10 protein-coding genes and 1 pseudogene are annotated in these 17,583 nt (G+C 72.0%); 7 read left to right on the forward strand and 4 right to left on the reverse strand.

What is annotated here, in order from left to right:
* The first annotated feature begins 533 nt into the window (after positions 1 to 533).
* The 3 genes from AWQ71_RS07130 to AWQ71_RS07140 are packed head-to-tail and all read left to right on the forward strand — an operon-like array spanning position 534 to position 2,414.
* Positions 534 to 926 carry a TraR/DksA family transcriptional regulator gene (locus tag AWQ71_RS07130; RefSeq protein WP_067128497.1) on the forward strand — a complete coding sequence of 131 codons (393 nt, stop codon included), beginning with the start codon at positions 534 to 536 and terminating at the stop codon, positions 924 to 926.
* Entirely contained in the window at positions 890 to 1,492 is a 603-nt protein-coding gene (gene lspA / locus AWQ71_RS07135; protein ID WP_245658149.1) for a signal peptidase II, read from the forward strand. The genes AWQ71_RS07130 and lspA overlap by 37 nt, the downstream gene beginning before the upstream one ends.
* Positions 1,485 to 2,414: an RluA family pseudouridine synthase gene (locus AWQ71_RS07140; RefSeq protein WP_067128500.1), complete on the forward strand. Its 930-nt coding sequence runs from the start codon at positions 1,485 to 1,487 to the stop codon at positions 2,412 to 2,414. The genes lspA and AWQ71_RS07140 overlap by 8 nt, the downstream gene beginning before the upstream one ends.
* Before the next feature lie 145 nt (positions 2,415 to 2,559).
* Here AWQ71_RS07140 and AWQ71_RS07145 read toward each other — a convergent pair whose 3' ends face one another.
* Together AWQ71_RS07145 and AWQ71_RS07150 are read right to left on the reverse strand one after the other, a co-directional pair.
* Positions 2,560 to 4,812 carry a M20/M25/M40 family metallo-hydrolase gene (locus tag AWQ71_RS07145; protein WP_157570222.1) on the reverse strand — a complete coding sequence of 751 codons (2,253 nt, stop codon included), beginning with the start codon at positions 4,810 to 4,812 and terminating at the stop codon, positions 2,560 to 2,562.
* 226 nt (positions 4,813 to 5,038) lie between these two features.
* Positions 5,039 to 6,898 (reverse strand): serine/threonine-protein kinase, encoded by a 1,860-nt coding sequence (locus AWQ71_RS07150; RefSeq protein ID WP_157570223.1) that lies wholly within the window; start codon positions 6,896 to 6,898, stop codon positions 5,039 to 5,041.
* A gap of 315 nt (positions 6,899 to 7,213) precedes the next feature.
* Between AWQ71_RS07150 and AWQ71_RS07155 the strand changes: the two genes are divergently transcribed.
* Entirely contained in the window at positions 7,214 to 10,045 is a 2,832-nt protein-coding gene (locus AWQ71_RS07155) for a M14 family zinc carboxypeptidase (protein ID WP_218001689.1), read from the forward strand.
* 139 nt (positions 10,046 to 10,184) lie between these two features.
* Entirely contained in the window at positions 10,185 to 11,606 is a 1,422-nt protein-coding gene (locus AWQ71_RS07160; RefSeq protein ID WP_067128512.1) for a M1 family metallopeptidase, read from the forward strand.
* A gap of 79 nt (positions 11,607 to 11,685) precedes the next feature.
* On the opposite strand, the gene AWQ71_RS07165 is transcribed toward AWQ71_RS07160, so the two are convergent.
* Entirely contained in the window at positions 11,686 to 13,881 is a 2,196-nt protein-coding gene (locus AWQ71_RS07165) for a serine/threonine-protein kinase (RefSeq protein WP_067128515.1), read from the reverse strand.
* A 289-nt stretch (positions 13,882 to 14,170) separates the two neighbouring features.
* Here AWQ71_RS07165 and AWQ71_RS43655 point away from each other — a divergent pair.
* Together AWQ71_RS43655 and AWQ71_RS43660 are read left to right on the forward strand one after the other, a co-directional pair.
* Positions 14,171 to 14,677: pseudogene (locus tag AWQ71_RS43655) on the forward strand (hypothetical protein); the annotation flags it as partial.
* Between the two features lie 165 nt (positions 14,678 to 14,842).
* On the forward strand, positions 14,843 to 15,142 hold the full coding sequence (locus tag AWQ71_RS43660) for a chorismate mutase (protein ID WP_067128999.1): 300 nt from the start codon (positions 14,843 to 14,845) through the stop codon (positions 15,140 to 15,142).
* Positions 15,143 to 15,253: 111 nt separating this feature from the next.
* Here AWQ71_RS43660 and AWQ71_RS07175 read toward each other — a convergent pair whose 3' ends face one another.
* Positions 15,254 to 17,575 carry a transglycosylase domain-containing protein gene (locus AWQ71_RS07175; protein WP_084258651.1) on the reverse strand — a complete coding sequence of 774 codons (2,322 nt, stop codon included), beginning with the start codon at positions 17,573 to 17,575 and terminating at the stop codon, positions 15,254 to 15,256.
* Positions 17,576 to 17,583: the final 8 nt, after the last annotated feature.

Raw genomic sequence — 17,583 nt, forward strand, 5'->3', positions numbered from 1 at the left:
CATCAACGCCTTGCGAACTAAAACGATAACGCAGAGACCCGATGACAGCTTCCCCAATTTCCCCGGGGATCTTCGTACGGCCGTGCCGTTCGGGCGGAACATACCGAGACACCGCGATGTTGTCACGGTGTGCCCTCAGGACGACAGGGTGAAAAGGACGACGGAGACGGCCCTCGCGGCCGTCGCCTTCGCTTCCCGGGGCTGTCGCCGCGGGGCATCCGGCCGGCCTCGCGTACGCATGGGACGCAAGTGAAACGTACGCGGGGAAAGACCGGGGCAGGGCTGAGGAGATCGAGGGGAACGATGACGGGTTCGCGGAGCGCGGCGCACGCCTGCGGGCCGGGCGCGCGGACCGCGCGCGGGAGGAGCCCGCTCGCCGGACGGGTACGTCGTTCACCGGAGGAACGGGTGCAACGTTCGCTTATGGGGCAGGTAAAACGCCCGGCGCGTCGATTGCCGAGCGGTTTTGCGCGACCTAAGCTGCCCGGACTGCTCATGTGTTTGATCACTGCGCCTTACAACGGGAGGCCCTCATGACGACGCGTGCGAGACCCGCCACCAGCGAATCGACCTGGTCCGAAGAAGAGCTCGCCGAGGTCCGGGAGCGGCTCAGGCACGAGACCGAGGAACTCATCGCGGACATCTCCCGCGCCGAGGAGCAGCTCGCGTCGGGGGACGCCAGCGAGGGCGCCGGGGACGATCCGGCGGACGCGGGCGCGAAGACGTATGAGCGGGAGCGCGAGATCGCCCTTACCCTGAATGCGCGCGACCTGCTCGCGCAGAACGAGCGGGCGATCGCCCGCATCGCCGCAGGGACTTACGGAGTGTGCGAATCGTGCCACAAGCCGATCGGCAAGGAACGCCTTCGAGCGTTCCCGAGGGCGACGCTGTGCGTAGCGTGCAAGCAGCGGGAGGAGCGCCGCTGAGCGACCAGACCGACGCGAGGACCGCCGGCGGCGCCGTCCGCGCGCGGAGGATCGCTCTTCTCGGCGTGGTCGCGGTCCTCGTGTACGCCCTCGACCTGGTGACCAAGACCCTGGTCGTGGCCTTCCTCGAGGGCGAGGAGCCGGTGGAGGTCATTCCCGACGTGCTGCTGTTGAACGTCATCCGCAACTCGGGTGCCGCGTTCAGCATCGGCACCGGGATGACGATCGTCTTCACCGTGATCGCGCTCGGGGTGGTCGGCGCCATCCTCCGTACGGCCCGGCAACTCCGCAGCCTGCCTTGGGCGATCACGCTGGGCCTGCTGCTCGGCGGCGCGCTCGGCAACCTGACCGACCGGATCTTCCGGGCGCCCGCCCCGCTGCAGGGACACGTGGTCGACTTCCTCCAGGTCTTCCCCGCCACCCGCTTCCCCGTGTTCAACCTCGCTGACTCGGCGATCGTGTGCGGCGGCATCCTCGCCGTCCTCCTCGCCTGGCGCGGCTACCAGGTGGACGGCACGCGGCAGACGGGCGACGAGCAGACCGGTGAGGAGAAGTCCAATGGGTGAACAGCGCAGCCTTCCGGTTCCGGAGGGCCTTGAGGGCGAGCGCCTCGACGCCGCCCTGGCCCGGTTGTTCGGTTTCTCGCGCACCCGCGCCGCCGAGCTGATCGCCACCGGCGACGTGCTCGTGGACGGTTCGATCGCCGCCAAGTCGGACCGCGTACACGCCGGGGCGTGGCTCGACGTGACGATCCCCCCGCCGCCGTCCGCGCCGATGCCCGTCGCGGAGCCGGTGCCCGGCATGGGCATCCTGTACGAGGACGACGACATCGTGGTCGTGGACAAGCCCATCGGGGTGGCCGCGCACCCGACGGTCGGCTGGACCGGTCCCACGGTGATCGGCGGGCTGCTGGGAGCGGGCCACACCGTCGCGACCAGCGGGGCCGCGGAGCGGCAGGGCATCGTCCACCGCCTCGACGCGAACACCACGGGCGCGATGGTGGTCGCCAAGAGCGAGTTCGCGTACTCCCATCTCAAGCGGGCGTTCAAGGAGCGCACCGTCGAGAAGCGCTACCACGCCCTCGTGCAGGGCCACATGGACCCGCTGCGCGGCACCGTGGACGCGCCCATCGACCGCCACCCCTCCGGTGACGGCCGGTTCGCCGTCGTCGCGGGCGGCAAGGAGTCGGTCACCCACTACGACACCGTCGAGGCGTTCCGCGCTGCGTCGCTGCTCGACATCAAGCTGGAGACCGGCCGTACGCACCAGATCAGGGTCCACATGTCGGCGCTGCGGCACCCCTGTGTGGGCGATCTCATGTACGGCGCCGACCCCAAGCTGGCCGCGCGGCTCGGCGTGACCCGGCAGTGGCTGCACGCGGTCTCGCTGGCCTTCGAGCACCCGTCCACGGGGGAGTGGGTCTCGTTCACCAGCCCGTACCCCGAGGACCTGGCCCGCGGCCTGGACATCGTCGGCTTCGAGAGCTGACCCACCCGCGCCGTCCGGCCCGGTTCCTCTCGGCCTGGCGCCCCGATCTCCTCGGTTGGCCGCCTTGTGCCGGGTGCGGCAGGCGGAGCCGATCGAGCGGGTGCGCCCCGGGGCGCGGCGATGCCCGAGGCACCGCGCGGGCACGTCAGCTCGTCAGGAGCGAACGGGTTGTGAAGACGGTGGTCTCCGGGAGCATGTTCACCGTGTCGCTGGGCGGCGGCACGTAGCCGGGCACCACCGAGAGGTCATGGTCCTGCTCGAACGCGCGGAGCTCGACCGGGCCCGGCCGGAGCACGAGCGTGACGGCGAGGCCGGACGTCGGCGGGTTGTGGAAGGCGAAGGCGGTACGGCGGCCCAGATCACGGCCCTGCACGGCGAGGGAGAGCACCTCCCCGCTCGTGCGCAGCCCGGTGATGGGCGCTGCGCCGGTCGGGGTGAGGCGCAGGGTGAGCGTCCGCCGTCCCCCCGCGGTCCGGTCGTCGAGCACGGCCAGCTCCGGTGGGCGCAGTGACGCGACCGGGGCCACGGTGGCGTATGCGACCTCGTCGGTGAAGAAGGTCCGTGGGTCGGCCCTTTGTCCGTCGGCGTAGCGCCGCAGCCACGGCACGGCCGTACCCGCAGTCCCGGCCATGCCCCACGCCGCGGCGCGGTGGTCAGCGTCGAGCGCGTAGGCCAGCCTGGCCTGCCGCGGATGGCTCCGGTCGAAGGGATCGGCGACCAGGCCCGCAGCGACCAACGCCACCGACACCGCGACCGCGACCGACGGGATCAGGAATCGCCGCGCGAGCACCACGTCCGCCAACGGCAGCACGAGCAGCAGGAAGAGTGCGAGACAGGGCGCCGCCGCGATGCCGCCGATCTTCAGTCCGAGGTCGAACATGCCGATCGCGGACACGCCGAGAAGGACCACAGCGGGGACCAGGCCGGCAGTCAGCGCGAGGACCCGCCACCGCGTCCGCAGGGAGACCATCCAGCCCGCAGCGGCCCCGAGCGCCGGGAACGACAGGATGTGAGAGCTGCCCGGGGCGAGCAGAGCGAAGACCACCCCGAGCAGCGCAACGAAGAGCAGCGCGCCCGCCGCCGCCGGCTCGCCGCCTCGGACGGATGGGCCAGGGGCGTCGGCCGTTGGGGGCTGGGTGCGGGCACGACGGAGCACGCCGTGCCAGAGCAGGACGATCGCGCTGGTGAAGACCAGCAACGCCGCCTGGTAGAGCCATGGCCAGTAGGGATCGCCCGTGAACATGGCCGTGTACTCGGGCCGCAGCGCCCCCAGCAACGGCCAGAACGCGAGCCCGGCCGCCCCCGCCGCGGCGACCGGCACCGTCGCGAGCCCGAACCTTGCGAACGTCTGCGGGAGCGTGACCAGCCCACGCCGCCGCAGCGCGACCACCAGCAGTCCCGCCGCGCCGAGCGCGACCAGGGCGATCAGCGGCTCTAGCAACCCCGGGTAGTGGACGAACAGCGACATGACGTTGAAGTAGACCCGGCTCTCTTCCGACCGAAGCGCCGCGAGGTCGGTCTGGGCCAGTGCCGTCGTCAGAGCGAAGGAGTTGTCGCCCATCTGCTGGAGGCTCGCGCGGGAGAGGTGCGCGGCGTCGTCGAGCGGCGAGTGGTAGTAGGCGCCACCGGCTGTGAACGCGGTGTCCAGACCCAGCCATCCGGCCTCGGAGAACACGGTGAAGTCGGTGTCGTTCGGCAGCACGCTCATGATCGAGGCCGTTCCTGAGTCGGCCGTGGGGTGCGGTACGGCCTCGCCGTACAGGCGCATGAGCGGGGCGCTGCCCGCCGACGTGCGGAACGCCACCGCGGGACCGCGCACCCCGCGCGCCTCGTGGTTGAGCACCACCACGTCGCCCTTGGCCATCGGATCGGACCGGACGAACGCCTCGGCGCCGAGCAGCCCCTGCTCCTCCCCGTCGGTGAGCAAGAACACCACGTCGTTCTTCAGCGTCCTGGGCAGTAGTCGTGCGATTTCCAGCAGCGTGGCCACGCCCGCCCCGTCGTCGGACGCGCCGGGCCCGGCGGGCACCGAGTCGTAGTGCGCGGCCAGCACCACCCGCCCGGTGGGCGCGGTGCCCGGCAGGACCGCCACGATGTTCCGCATCGCGCCGAGCGGCACCGTGGGCACCTCGATGTCCGCAGGGAAAACCCCGATGCCGTCCTGCATCCGGGTCTTCAGCCCTAGCCCGCGGAACCGGCGCTCCAATTCCTTCCCCACCCGGTTGTGCTCGGCCGTTCCGGAGGGACGCGGCGCCTTCAGCAGGTCCTCGACGTGGTGCACCGCGCGCTCGGCACTGAAGCCCCCGTCAGCACGCGGCGCGGGAGGCGTCACATCGGCAAGGGCCACCACGAGGAGCGCGCCGAGCGCGATCAACCCTGCTATGGCATGTCGTTTCACTGGACCGATGCTAGGGAGCAACTTCCACCAGAAGATCGCTCCCAATGAGGAGCTTGACCGTACATCTAACGATGGACCGCCGCTCGGACGTCCTGCGTCTTCCGCTGGTGGCGTCACGCTGTCGACGCGGATGCGGAGTGCACCGGTTCCTACGGAGCCGCGCCGGCCCGGCACCTGCGTCAGGCGGGCGTTGCGGCCGCACGCCGGGGGAGGACGGGGGAGAAAGTCAGCCCGTCGGGCGGAACGTCTTGGTGAACCAGGCGAAGTAGGACTGGCCCTCCTGCTCCCAGCGGCTGTCGGAGGTCTGCCAGTAGATCGCCACGTCGCGCCCGTCGGCGGTGACGAAGGAACGGTCGAGCACGTGCAGCGCCCCCTGCTGCGACTGCCAGGTGAACTCCCAGTCGGCGGCGGGGAGCCGCTGGAAGACCACGGAACGCAGGCCGAGGCGCTCGTAGCCGGGGAAGGAGGCCGTGGTCTTCGGATTGTCCGCCAGCTGCTGCAGGTGGAGCATCGGATCCTCGTCGGTGTCGATCCACTTCGTGAAGTCGACCTTGAGGTAGCTGCCCTTGGACCCGGAGGGACGGAAGGTCACCGAGGCCGCCGTGCGCTCCTCGGTCCAGCTCTGGGGGACCGCGATCGAGAAGCCCAGCGGGTCATGGCGCGTCGCCCAGCCGCGCGGCAGCCTGGCCGCCGGTGACGACGTCGGGGTGGGCGTTTCGGTCGGCGCTTCGGTCGGCGCTTCGGTCGGTGTGGTCGGGGACGGTGACGGCACGACGGGGGAGCCGGTGAGGGCGCGGTAGCCGTACCAGCCGCCGACGCCGACGCCGGCCAGCAGCACGGGCAGGAGGGCGAGCAGGGCCACCCGTCTGGTCGAGCGCCGCGGGGCGGGGGGAGACGCCGGTGCCGGGGCCGGCTGAGCCGGCGGATGGCCGGTCGTCGCCTCGCCCCACGGCGGAAGCGTCCCCGCCCTGGAAGCGCCTTCCTGGACGGCGGCCGCGGTGTGCGCGCCGCCGGGGCCGTTCGGGTCGTGCGCGGCGCCGGGGCCGGAGACATGGTCGCCCGTCACCGGGGGCCCGCCGACTGGCGGGGCGGCCGGTACGCCGGTCGCGGCGCCGAAGGGCGCGGGCGTGTTGCCCGGAGCGTACGGGCGGACCCCGCCCGCGGGGGAGGGGGCGTGCGCCCCGGTCACGGCGGCCGGCCCGGACGCGGAGGACCCTCCGGCCGGAGGGTAGGGCTCGGCCCGGTGCGGGTGGCGGTCGCCGCCCGGTAACGGTGTGCCGGACGCCGCCGCCCGCAGCAGCTCGGCGGTCTCGACGGCGTCGATGCGCCGCGCCGGGTCCTTGATGAGGAGGCCCTCGATGACGGGGGCGAGCGGCCCGGCCCGCAGGGCCGGGTCGGGCTCGTTGTGCAGGACGGCCGCCATGGTGGCGATCGACGAGGTCCGGTCGAACGGCGCCCGGCCCTCGACCGCGGCGTAGATCGTCGCGCCGAGCGACCACAGGTCGGACTCGGGGGTGGCGGGATCGCCGTTGAGCCGCTCCGGAGGAAGGTACGCGGGGGTGCCGGTGACGACGCCGGTCATGGTGAGCCCGGCCTCCTCCGGCATGGTCGCGATGCCGAAGTCGGTGAGGACCACCCGGCCGTCATCCGTGATCAGCACGTTTTCCGGCTTGACGTCGCGGTGCAGCACTCCGGCGGCGTGCGCGGTGCACAGCGCGTCGAGCACCTGGAGGGCGATGTGGGCGACGCGCTCGGGGCCGAGCGGGCCGTGCTCGCGGATCACCTGGCCGAGGGAGCGGGAGCGGACCAGCTGCATGATGATCCAGGGACGGCCGTCCTCCTCGATCACGTCGTGGACGACGATCACGTTGGGGTGGGAGATGCGGCCGGCGGCGCGGGCCTCGCGGACGGTCCGGCGGTTGAAGGCGGCCCGGTCCTCCTCGCTCATCGGCTGGTAGAGGACCTCCTTGACGGCGACCGCGCGAGCGAGCAGCTCGTCGTGAGCGTGCCAGACGACGCCCATGCCTCCTCGGCCGATGGGTTCGAGCAGTTGGTACCTGCCCGCCACACGACGCCCCGCCTCCACCAGGCTCCCTCCTCGAAACCTCTGAATCGTCCCATAGCTCGGGAGCGTGTCAGCAGTCGAAGTGAACGCCGGTCGATGTGGCCGCCGCCTGGATCATGATCAGGACGGATGGCGTCACGGACGAGGGCTGGGGCGCGGTGGCGGGAGGCGGCCCTTACACCCATTCGGGCGTCCCGAATCGCAACTTTGTTATCTCTTGCCCGCTTTATTCCAAACTTATACGATTCGTTCACTCTTTCACTTTCGTCGCAACTACCCCCTCCTTCGCGTCATCACCCGCAGAAGCAGCCCCTCTACCCCCCGGAGGAAAAGATCATGCGGTTACGCACAACGATGTGCGGAAGATCCACCTATGCAAAGATCGCCGGAGTGGCGGCCCTCGCGCTGACCGCCCTCGTCGCTCCGGTGAGCCCGGCCGCGTACGCGGACCCGGGCGGCGACCAGTGCGTCTCCGACCCGAACGCCCATGTCACCTCGGTGCCGAGTCCCGAGAAGTTCTTCGGCTTCCCGCTCGGCAAGGGCCAGCCCCGCACGGTCACCACCGACGAGATCAAGACGTACGTCGAGGCCGTGGGACGGGCCTCCGACCGGGTGGTCACCGGCACGGTCGCGCACAGCGTCACCGGCCAGGAACTGCCCTACGCCATCGTGTCCAGCCGCCACCACATGGTGCCGGGACAGCTCAAGAAGATCGCCGCGCAGATCCGCTCGCTGCGCGACCCCAGGTCGCTGCGGCCGGACAAGGCGGCCAGGATCGCCGAGGACGGCCCGGCCATCGTGTGGATCGCGGGCAACGTCCACGGCGGCGAGAAGAGCGGGGCCGACGCCGCGCTGCGCACGCTGTACGAGCTGGCCGGCGGCCTCTCCTGCGACGTCGCCACGCGCAACGAGAACCTCGTCACCGTCATCATGCCGACCCAGAACCCCGACGGCCGGAACGCCGACCGCCGCCAGAACGAGTACGGCTTCGACCTCAACCGGGACTGGTTCGCCCGCACCCAGCCGGAGACCGGCGGCAAGATCGAAATGCTCCGGGAGTACCCGGCGCAGGTCTTCGTGGACGCGCACGAGATGGGCGGGCGGCAGTACTTCTTCCCGCCGAACGCCGACCCGATCCACCACGAGATCGCCGCGCAGCCGGTGGACTGGATCAACCGCATCGGCGCCGCCAACGCGGCCGGTTTCGGCTACAACGGCGCCTGTGGCGGCGCGGTCACGACCGAGTGCTACTTCAACTACGCCACGTACGACATGTTCTACATGGGGTACGGCGACACCGTGCCGGCCACCGGCTTCGGCGCGGCGGGCATGACGTTCGAGAAGGGCAGCGCCTCGGCCGTCGAGGACCGCGTGCAGCAGCAGTTCAACACGCAGTGGGCCACGACCGGCTGGGCCGCCGCCAACCGGCGCGAGATCCTGGACGGCTACTACAAGATCTGGCAGACCGCGATCGAGCAGGGCAAGGCGGGCACGCTGGAGCCCAACGAGGTCGTCCAGCCGACCAACACCGTCCAGTTCCCGGTCCCGGACGTCAAGGTACGGTCGTACTTCCTGCTGCCGGACCGCCAGATCGGCGACGTGCGGCGGCTGGTCGAGCGGCTGCGCGCGATGGACGTCGAGGTCTACCGCCTCAAGCAGTCGGTCACCGTGCCGAACGCCGACGTCTTCGGCGGCCGCACGGTCAAGAACCTGTCCGTACCGGCCGGGGCGTACTGGATCCCGATGGACCAGCCGCAGAAGCACTGGATCCAGGCGCTGATCGCGCAGGACCCCTACGTGCCGTTCCCCTACTTCTATGACGTGTCGTCCTGGAGCAACCCGCTGCTGATGGGCGTCGCGACCGTCTCCACCGGCGACGCGCTGTCGCCGAAGGCCGACGCGGTGAAGGGCATGGACGGCGGCGTCGTCTCGGCCGCCCCGGCGAACGGCTCCTACTCCTACCCGATGGACTCGGCCGCCGCCTCCGAGCTCACGTTCCGCCTCCTCGGCCAGGGCGTGGCGCTCTCGCGCGACCTCGCCACCGGCGTGGTCAGCCTGCCCGCCCGCGCGGTGAACCGGGGCGACCTCGACAAGCTCGCCCGCTCGTACGGCGTGGCGGTCGAGGGCCGGGCGGGGGACGCGTCCGGGACGCCGCTGCGCGTGCCCGACACCGGCCTGTTCGCCGGCACGGGCGTCTCCACCACCTCCGGCTCGTACGGCGAGGCGCGCTACGTCCTCGGCGAGCGCTGGGGCCTCGACGTCAAGGCGGTCACGACCGCGGACGTCAACGGCAACACCCCGGCGTTCACCGAGCGCAGCGTCCTGCTGGTGCCGGACGGCAGCAGCGCGAACGGCGGCCTGACCGCCCAGGGCCTGGCGAACCTCAAGGCGTGGGTGGCCGCGGGCGGCACGTACGTCGGGCTGCGCAACGAGGGCACCCGGGTCGCCAGGACGGCGGGGCTGACCTCCACCACCGAGAAGACCAAGCCGACGGGATATCAGGTCATCGGCTCGCACTTCCGGGTGAACGTGGACACCGCGAGCCAGGTCGCCCTCGGCCGCCCGGCGGAGGACTTCCAGTTCAACAACGGTGATCCGATCCTGAACCCGAGCGTCACCGGCGCGAACGTCCTCACCTACCCGTCCGACGGCGCGTTCTGGTCCAACGGCTACACGACCAACGCCGACGCGCTGAAGGGCTCGGTCGCGCTGGTGGACGAGCCCACCGGCGCCGGGCACGCCGTGCTGTTCGCCTACAACCCGCTGTTCCGCGCGTACAACGAGAACGGCATCCACCTGGTCGCCAACGCGCTGCTCCTTCCCTCCTCGAAGACCTCCTCTGACACCGAGGCCGCGCGGACGCTCGCGGCGACGCCGGCCGGCAAGGTGGAGGCGCTGCGCGCGGACGCGGCCAAGGCGGCCCCGGCGGACGACCTCGCCGGGGAATGGCGGCCCATCGTCATCCAGGTCGCCGACGCCGACGCGGGCCGGGCCGAGGCCGTGGTCCGGACGTACACCGACACCGCGCGGACGGCCTCCGCGGACGGGTCGTCGTACATCACGATCCCGAACCCGGAGGGGCTCGCGGCCGACGAGCACCCCTTCCTGCGCGACATGGTCCACGACCTGAACGGGGCGGGCATCCCGCTGCGCTCGGTCGTCGGCTGACCCCCGTCCTCGGGCCGGGATCCCGGCCCGAGGACCGATCACCCTCTCCCGGATCAGGACCGTCCTGATCCCGCATCCCCGAGTACGCGCGGTTCCGGCCGGTCCCCCCAACGGCCGGAACCGCCTGGAAGGACCCTCAATGCGAATCTCCCGTCTCAGCGGCGCGGCCCTCGCCGTCGCGGCCGGCGCCCTGATCGGCGTCCCGGCGGCCCAGCCCGCGCTCGCCGCCCCCGGAGCCCCCGGAGCGCCCCGGTACTCGGCCGGTGCGGCGGGCGTCGGCGACCCGTACTTCCCCGACCAGGGCAACGGCGGCTTCGACGTACAGCACTACGACATCGCCTTCGCGTACGACCCGGCGACCCGGCACATGGACGCCGTCACGACGATCACCGCGGTCGCGACCCAGGACCTGGACCGGTTCAACCTCGACTTCCGGGGCCCGGAGATCAGCGAGCTCAAGGTGGACAAGCACCCGGCCGCGTTCACCCGGGACGGTCAGGAGCTGATCGTCACGCCGCGCCCGAAGCTCAAGTCCGGCCAGGTCTTCTCGGTCACCGTCAAGTACGCCGGGACGCCGCCGGTCATCACCGACCCGGACGGCTCCCTCGAGGGCTGGGTGCCCACCGACGACGGCGCGTTCGTGGCCGGCGAGCCGCAGGGCGCCCCCGCCTGGTTCCCCGGCAGCGACCACCCGACGGACAAGGCGACCTTCACCTTCCACGCGACCGTCCCCGAGGGGATCACCGCCGTCGGCAACGGCAGCCTGGTCTCGCAGACGACGGAGAACGGCAGAACCACCTTCGTGTGGGACTCGGCGGAGCCGATGGCGACGTACCTCGCCACGGTGACGATCGGGAACTTCACCGTCACCGAGTCGGCCACCCCGAGCGGGGTCCCGATCTACACCGCGGTGGACCCGCGCCTGGTGACCCAGTCGGCGAGCGCCGTCTCCAAGATCCCGGACATCATCGAGTACTTCTCCTCGGTCTTCGGGCCGTACCCGTTCTCGTCCACCGGGGCGATCATCGACCGGGCGCCGAACGTCGGGTACGCCCTGGAGACCCAAACGAAGCCGATCTTCTCCAGCGCCCCGAGCGTCGGCACGATGGCGCACGAGCTGGCGCACCAGTGGTACGGCGACAGCGTGACGCCGACCAAGTGGTCCGACATCTGGCTCAACGAGGGCTTCGCGACGTACGCCACCTGGCTCTGGACCGAGCACACCGGGGGCGCCACGGCGCAGCAGACGTTCAACAACTCCAGCAACTACGGCCGGGCGGCGACGTCGTCGTTCTGGCAGACGGTGCTGGCCGACCCCGGCTCGGTGGACATGTTCGGCAGCGTGCCGTACAACCGAGGTGCGATGACGCTGCACGCGCTGCGTGGCAAGATCGGTGACACGGCGTTCTTCAAGCTGATCAAGGACTGGGCCGCCGAGAACCGGCACGGCAACACGGACACGGCCGCGTTCATCCGCAGCGCGGAGAAGGCGTCGGGCATGGACCTGACCGCCTTCTTCGACGTCTGGGCCTTCCAGAAGGGCAAGCCCGCCTCCTGGTGAGATACCTGGCCCGGCCGGCGGCGCCCCCTCCTCCCTCAGGCGCCACCGGCCGGGCCAGCCGGCGCAGGCGTGCGGTACGTCACTTGGCGGGCGTGAACGTGCGCGTGAACGTCTCGAAGTAGTGGTAGTCCTTCTTCCAGCGCTTGACCTTCGTTTTCCAGTAAATGGCATAGCCGTGGTGCTTGTCGGTGACGAAACCGCGGTTGATCACGCGCGCATCGCCGCTCCAGGGCCGCCAGGTGAACTCCCAGTCGGCGGCGTCCAGGAAGTAGTCCACCTTCCTGATGCCGAGGAGCTTGTAGCCGCCGAATTTGTATCGAGCGGTCTTCTCCTGGTTCTTCCAGTCCTTCAGCGCGTCGTTTCCGGGGGTGCTGGTGTAGCCGATCTGCAGGTACTGGCTCCGGTCGGAGCCCCGGAAGTAGACGTTGCCGCTGTCCCGGTTGTACTCCTTCCAGCCCTTGGGCAGCGCGATCGAGAAGCCCGTCTTGTCCGTGTACCGCTTCCAGCCCTTCGGGATCTCGGTGGACTGCACGGGCGAGGGAGTCTGCGACGGCGAGGGGGAGGTCGCCGGGCGTGAGGGGTCCGTGGAGGTCTTCCCGGGAGCGGCGGTGTTCCGGTCCGCGCCGCCCACCGGAGGGGTCTGCTGCTCCGCCTGCCGCAGGCCGATGTAGCCGGCCACGCCCGCGACGATCAGCAGGGCGGGGACGATCACCAGCGCCGCGCGGAGCATTGGCAGCGGACGCCGGGCCGGGGCGGCCGGCCCGCCGCTCCACGAGCTGAGCTGGGTCGCCTCCTGGCCGCCTGCCGCCGCGCCCGGGCTCGCGGAGAACAGCGAGCCGCCCGCGCCGGAGGCCTCCGTAGCGCCGGGCGCGGAGTACGTGGGCGAGGTCTCGGGGAACGACCGTGCCGTGCGGGCCGGCTTGGCGGCCTCGAACGAGCCGCGATCGGCGGCCGGCGCGGACGAGCCCGCCCCGCCGGCGCTGAGACCGCTCCCGGCCGTTCCGGCCGAGGCCGCCGTCCGGGAGGCGCCGGTCCCCGGCGTGCCCGTTCCGGAGGTGGTGATCCCGGGCTTGGCGGTTCCGGGCGTGGGGCCGGCGAACTTCCGGGTCTCCTGCGCGGGCTTCGCCGCGCCGGACCCGGCGGAGGACGCGCCCGTGGATTCCGGCGCGCTCCCAGACCCCTTCACGCCGGGCGTGGCCCCGGAGCCCCGGGCCGCGTTGCCGCCCGGCTTCTCCGGCTCCGCCTCCGCGAGCAGGGGCAGCGGGAGATCCGGCTCGGTGTCGCCGTCCGACAACGCGTCGTCCGCCCCGGAACCCGCCCGCTCGTACGGCCGCGGCCGGGCCTGGGCCGCCCCCGCGCCGTCCCAGCCGCTCTGGCCCGTCTCCGGGATGGCGCGGCCCCCGGGCTCGCCCGCGACGGCCCCCTTCGACGGCGCGGCGGACCCGCCCTTCGGCCGTGCCGCACCGGCGGCGCCGCGCCGCAGGAGCTCGGCCGTCTCGTCGTAGCTGGGCCGGTCGACCGGCTCCTTCTCCAGCAGCCGCTCCAGCACGACCCGCAACTCCCCGGCGTGTACGGCGGGGGCGGGGGCGTCGTTGAGCACCGCGTGCATGGTCGCCATCGGCATGCCGCGATCGTGCGGGGGCTTGCCCTCCACGGCGGCGTACAGGGTGGCGCCGAGCGACCACAGGTCGGACTCGCGCTGGGCCGGGTCGCCGCGCAGCCGCTCCGGGGCGATGAACGCGGGCGTGCCGATGAGCCCGGTCCTGGTCATGGTGTTGTCGGCCTCCAGGCGCGCGATGCCGAAGTCGGTCAGCACCACCCGCCCGTCGTCCGTGATCAGCACGTTCTCCGGCTTGACGTCACGGTGGAGTACGCCCTGGGCGTGGGCGGCCTTGAGGGCGTCCAGGACCTGCAGCCCGATCTCGGTGGTCCGCTCGGGGGAGAGCCGCCCATCCTCCCTGATGACCTGTCCGAGAGATCGTGAAATGACGAGCTGCATGATGATCCAGGGCCGGTCGTCCTCCTCGATGACGTCGTGGACGACGACGACATTCGGATGGGTGAGCCGCCCGGCCGCGCGCGCCTCGCGCATGGTCCGGCGGTTGAGCTCGTCGAGCTGGTCACCCATCGCGCTGTCGTAACGGACCTCCTTGACCGCGACCACCCGGTCAAGTAGCTCGTCGTGGGCCCGCCAGACGATTCCCATGCCACCTCGGCCAATGGGCTCGATCAGGTGGTACCGGCCGCCGACCAGCCGGCCTTCCGCATGCGCCATCAAATCCCCTCCTGGACGCATAGATCGTCCCATGGATGACAAAGGGATCAACCCGGCCGGATAAGGGGCCGTCCGATATCTGAGACGGATCGGTCCGGCTTGCGGAGTGTGCCTGGTAAGGTCGATACATGGCTCACTATTTCACGTTTACGCAGCCGGTTCCGGGAGGGCCGGTCGCAGGCGCGTGATCTAGCGACCATCCGGAGCCGGCTGAAGGCAGAGACGTGCGTCTCTGCCTTTTTCGTTGTCAACGAGCCGGTCGAGGGGCCGGCCTATCCGAGGAGCCGACATGTCCCAGGCCGCCGCCGCAACGCCCGAGTCCGCCGCGTCCCATCCCGCGCGGCCCCCCGCCCGCGCCGAGAACCGCGCCGCCGTACGGATCGGCGCCCTGGCGGTGGGGGAGGGGCTGCCGGTCGCGGTGATCGGCGGCGACGACGCCCGGTGGCTCAGCCTGCGCGCGGGCCACGGCCGCCGGTCCGCGGGCGAGGCGATCGCCGAGGCGCGCGCGGGCTGGCGCGGACCGCTGCTCGTCGAGCCGTTCTCGGCCGCCGACCTCGACGCGGTCGCGGCCGGTGCGGACGGCGTGCTGGTGGGGGCGGCCTGGATGCAGGACTTCCAGCTGGTCCGCGCGGCGGCCGGGCTCGGCCTCCCCATGGTCGTGCAGCGCGGCCCCGCCGCCACCCTGGACGAGTGGCTGGCGATCATCGACTACTGCGTGGCCGAGGGCAACGACCAGGTGGTCCTGTGCGAGAGCGGGAGCCGTACGCACGGCTCGGCCGCGGTGCTCGACCTCGCGCTCATGCGCGCGGCGGGGGAGCGGTCGGGCCGCCCGGTCCTCGCCGCACTCGGGCACGACGCCGCGCTCGCGGGGGCGGTCGTCGCGGCCGGGGCCGACGGCCTGCTGCTCGCGCCGGACGCGCCGCCGGGCGCCGTCGCCGCCGCGACGGAGGCCGCGACCGTACTGGCCGCGCTCGTACGGCAGGAGGTCCCGCGGACCGTCGCCGGGGCGCGGGCCGCCATCGACCGGGTGGACGCGGCGCTCGCCACCGTCCTGGAGCGGCGCGCCACACTGGCCGGCACGGTGCAGCGGCTCAAGCCGGTCGGCGGGTTCGCCGGACGGGACATGGAGCGGGAGCGCCGCCTGGTCGCGGCCATGGCGCACCGCGCCCCCCGCCTGGGAGAATCGCGGCTCGCCCCGGTCATGAACGCCGTGATCGAGGCCGGTCTCCACCTCGCCGAAGAGGAGCGCTCCCGGGCCTGAGTGGACCCCGCACCGCTGGTGGCCGAGAAGGTCGACCCGTCCGGGATGTCCGGCTTTAAGAACCTGATGCCGAGCTACCCGATCGCCGTGCTCAAGCTCCCCCTCGACGACCTAACCGCGCGGGATGAGGCGTGGCGGCTCGGCCAGGCCGGGCGCTCCGATCGCGGGATCGGGCGGCGCCGGGACCGGCTGGTCGGCCGGCGGCGCCTGCTCGCCGTTCAGCGCCTGCTGAGCTCCTCGGAGGAGCTGGAAGAGGTCCGGCAGGTCCCGGTTCCGGTCGCGGCGCCCGTGCGCCTTGAGCTCCGCCCTGCGGCGGGCCTCCCGCGCCTTCTTGCGCGCGGCCTCCAGCATCTCCTTGAGGCCGGGCGTGAAGCCGCCGCCGAACCTCGCCAAGTCCGGCCTGGCGAACCCGCTCGGCGGGGTCTTCCGGAGCGCCCCGATCATGGATTTCACCCAGATGGGGCCGGGCAGCGAGGCTCCCTGGACGGATCCGTAGTACTCCCCACCGATCGTCACCCCGGTCAGGGGGTACCGATAGGAGCCGCGCATGTCGCCGACGCTGACGGCGGCGGCCAGGTCCGGCGTGTACCCGGCGAACCACGCCGAGGTGTAGCCGTTGTTGGTCCCGGTCTTGCCCGCGGCCGGCCGTCCGATCGACTGACCTTGCATCGTGCCCCGGGTGAAGACGCCTTGCAGCACGTGGTTGACGGCGTCGGCCACCTGCGGTTCCAGCGCCCGTGAGCAGCTCGGTGGGACCGGGACGCGGGTGCCGTCGCGTTCCACGATCTCCGTGATGGCGACCGGCCGGCAGTACCGCCCGCGGGCCCCGAAGGCGGCGAAGGCACCGGCCACGGTCGTCGGGTCCATCTCGTTCACGCCGAGGGTGAAGGTGGGCACCTCGCGCAGGGGAGCGCCGTCGGCCCGCTCGATCCCGAGCCTGCGCGCGGTCTTGACGACGTTGCACAACCCGACCCGGCGCTCCAGCTTCATGAAGAAGATGTTCACCGACTTCCACGTGCCCAGCTCCAGGCTGTACGGCCCGCCGGTGCCCTCGCCGCCCGCGTTGAAGATCCGCGCGCGCGGGTCGTTCACCGGCTTGCCGGAACAGTTGGTGTACCCCTCGCGGGGGACGAACCGGCCCGGCGTCCGGAACCCCTCCCCGAACCGCCACCCCTGGGACAGCGCGGTCGCCAAGGTGAACGCCTTGAACGTGGAGCCCGCCTGGAAGCCCTGCCCGCCGCCGTGGGCCTGGTCGGCCGGCAGGTTGTAGGTGGTGCTGGGCCCGTTCTTGCGGTTGCCGGGGTTGTTGCCGTAGTGCTTGCTCGCGGCGAGGGCGCGGATCCGGCCGGTGCCGGGCTCGACCATCGCCTCGGCCGCCACCTCGTGGTCGGTGGGCGCGACCCGCGCCGCGATGGCCCGCTCGGCGGAGCGCTGCGCCACCGGGTCGAGGGTGGTGCGCAGCACGAGGCCCCCGCGCCGCAGCGTCCGCTCCCGGTCGGCCGCGGTGGAGCCGAACGCCGGGTTCGTCAGGATCTCGTGCTGCACGTACAGGCAGAAGTACGGGTAACGGCTCTGGCCGCAGCCGCCGCCGGCCGACTGCATGTTCAGGCGCAGTGGCTTGGCCCTGGCCGCCCGCGCCGCGGCCGGGCGGATCACGCCGAGCTGCTCCATCCGCTCCAGCACCAGGTCGCGCCGCTCGCGCAGCGCCTGCCGTTGCGGAGCCCCCAGCGAGGGGTCGGTGGTGTACGGCGCGCGCACCGCCCCGGCCAGCGTCGCCGCCTGGAGCAGCGTCAACCGGGACGCGTCCACTCCGAAGAACCGCTGCGCCGCCGCCTGGACGCCGAACGCGCCGGCCCCGAAGTACGCGATGTTGAGATAGCGCTCGAGGATCTGGTCCTTGGTGTACTTGCGCTCCAGGGCCAGGGCGTACCGCAACTCGGTGATCTTGCGGTCGATGTTCTGCACCCGGGCGAGCTGCCGCTCATGGTCGGTCTCGGCGTGGTTGACCAGGAGGTTCTTCACCAACTGCTGGGTGAGGGAGGAGCCTCCCTGCCGGACGCCGCCCGCCTGGGCGTTCGTCACCAGCGCCCGGAAGGTGCCCCGGACGTCGAGGGCGCCGTGCTCGTAGAAGCGGGCGTCCTCGATCGCGATGATCGCGTGCCGCATCACCGGGGCGATCTGGTTGATCGGCACCGACTCCCGGTTCTGCGTGTAGAACTGGGCGATCTGCTTGCCGTGCCGGTCCAGCACCCGGGTCATCTCCGGCAGCGGGTCCTCCGGTGGGATGGGCAGCTCCGCGGTGAAGCTGCTCGCCGCCTCCTTGGCCCCAAGCCCGACGCCGCCCACCAGCGGGAGGGCTATGGTGGCGATCAGGACGCCGCCGAGCGCGCCGGCCGTTCCGAGCGCGCCGGCGTACGCGAGTCGATTCGTCACACGGTAAT

Origin of the sequence: Microtetraspora malaysiensis (genome assembly GCF_001528665.1) — a bacterium.
Classification (GTDB): domain Bacteria; phylum Actinomycetota; class Actinomycetes; order Streptosporangiales; family Streptosporangiaceae; genus Microtetraspora_A; species Microtetraspora_A malaysiensis.

Excerpts from the sequence above, each read along its gene's own strand:
- AWQ71_RS07140 (WP_067128500.1), top strand. The coding sequence starts at position 1,485 with ATGGGTGAACAGCGCAGCCTTCCGGTTCCGGAGGGCCTTGAGGGCGAG.
- AWQ71_RS07130 (WP_067128497.1), top strand. The coding sequence starts at position 534 with ATGACGACGCGTGCGAGACCCGCCACCAGCGAATCGACCTGGTCCGAA.
- AWQ71_RS07160 (WP_067128512.1), top strand. The coding sequence starts at position 10,185 with ATGCGAATCTCCCGTCTCAGCGGCGCGGCCCTCGCCGTCGCGGCCGGC.
- AWQ71_RS07165 (WP_067128515.1), bottom strand. The coding sequence starts at position 13,881 with ATGGCGCATGCGGAAGGCCGGCTGGTCGGCGGCCGGTACCACCTGATC.
- AWQ71_RS07155 (WP_218001689.1), top strand. The coding sequence starts at position 7,214 with ATGCGGTTACGCACAACGATGTGCGGAAGATCCACCTATGCAAAGATC.